The organism is Streptomyces sp. HSW2009, from assembly GCF_040240285.1.
Classification (GTDB): domain Bacteria; phylum Actinomycetota; class Actinomycetes; order Streptomycetales; family Streptomycetaceae; genus Streptomyces.
In genome coordinates this window covers 1-1589 of record NZ_JBEHZD010000956.1, presented here as the reverse complement: position 1 = coordinate 1589, position 1589 = coordinate 1, and the positions used below count along the sequence as shown (strand labels likewise).

Sequence of the window (1589 nt, the reverse complement as noted above, 5' to 3'; positions counted from 1 at the left end):
GGGGGGGGGGGGGGGGGGGGGGGGGCGGGGGGGGGGGGGGGGGGGGCGGGGGGCGCGGGGGGCCCGGGGGGGGGGGGGGCGGGGGCCCGGGGGCCGGTGGCGGGGGGGGGGCGGGGCCGGCCGGCGGCCCGTACCGGAAGGGGCCCGGGGCCGGCGGCCAGCATCAGAAGGACGGCCCGTACCAGCAGGCGGCCCGTACCCAGAAGAAGGCGCGGATCAGAAGAACGTGCGGATCAGGTCCGAGACCGTGCCGTCCGCCTCGACGAGCGGGATGAGCTGCCACTTGTCGAAGGACGTGCACGGGTGGGAGAGGCCGAGGCCCACCCAGTCGCCGACGTCGAGCCGGGTGCCGGGCTCGGTGCGCAGCCAGCCGTGCTGGTCGGACAGGCCGGTGAGGGTGATGCCGTCGGCCGGCCTGATCTCGCCGGTCCTGGCGTCCCGCACCACCTGCGCGACCGGCAGGTGCAGGTCGTACGCGGCGTCCCGCTTGCCCGCGTTGAGGAACGCCTGTTCGCCGCTGGGGCGCGAGATGACCTGCGACCACAGCCGGAACGCGGAGTGCAGCGCGCCCTCGGCGGGGACCCGGTTGAAGGGGGTGAGTTCGCGGTAGTGGCCGTCGTCGTGCGAGACGTACGCGCCCGAGCGGAGCAGCTTGAGGGCCGGTCCCGACAGCGGCGGCAGTTCGGCGAAGACGTCGGCCACCGCGTCGAACCAGGCGCTGCCGCCCGCGCTGACCACGATCTCCGCCGGCTCGGCGCCGAACCTGCCGGCCCGGTCGAAGGCGACGACCAGCGCGGTCAGCCGGCGCAGCCATGCGCGCACCGATGCGCCGTCGGCCTGCGGCACCTCGCCCTCGTACCCGGCGACGCCCACCAGCCGCAACGTGCCCACCTCGGCCACCGCGTCGGCGATCAGCTCGCACTCGGCCTCGGTACGGGCGCCGGTGCGGGCGCCGGGGCCCGCACCGAGTTCCACCACGACGTCGACCGGGCGGCGGGCGCCGGCCTCCCGCAGCGCGGCGTCCATCAGCTCCACGCCGCGCAGCGAGTCGACGTAGCAGATGAAGCGGAAGTCGGGGTCGGCGGTGAGTTCGCCGGCCAGCCAGCGCAGCGCGGCCGGGTCGACGACCTCGTTGGCGAGGAAGATCCGCTGGATGCCGAAGGCGCGGTAGACGCGGACGTGCGAGGGGACGGCGGCGGTGATGCCCCAGGCGCCGTGCGCGAGTTGCCGCTCGAAGAGCCGGGGCGCCATCGAGGTCTTGCCGTGCGGGGCGAAGGCGAGTTGGTGGCGCTCGGCGTACTGCTCCATCAGCGTCAGGTTGTGCGCCACGGAATCGGCCGAAAGGGCGAGTACGGGGGTGGTGAAGCCGCCGGTGAACAGCGATCGGCGGGCGGCGGCCAGCGCGCCGACGGTGTCGCCTTCGGCGTCCGGCGGCAGCCCCTTGAACCGGTGGTCCACGCGCTCGTCCGCCAGCCGGGCGACGGCCTCGCGCACCCGGCCCCCCCCGGGGGGGGGGGGGGGGGGGGGGGGGGGGGGCGGGGGGGGGGGGGGGGGGGGGGGGGGGGGGGGGGGTTGAACCAAGGCGCCGC

1 protein-coding gene is annotated in these 1589 nt (G+C 77.2%); it reads right to left on the bottom strand.

Annotated features, from left to right (window positions below; genetic code table 11):
• Window positions 1-216: 216 nt before the first annotated feature.
• Window positions 217-1494: an alanine racemase gene (locus tag AAHZ94_RS33815; RefSeq protein ID WP_349997517.1), complete on the bottom strand. Its 1278-nt coding sequence runs from the start codon at window positions 1492-1494 to the stop codon at window positions 217-219.
• Window positions 1495-1589: the final 95 nt, after the last annotated feature.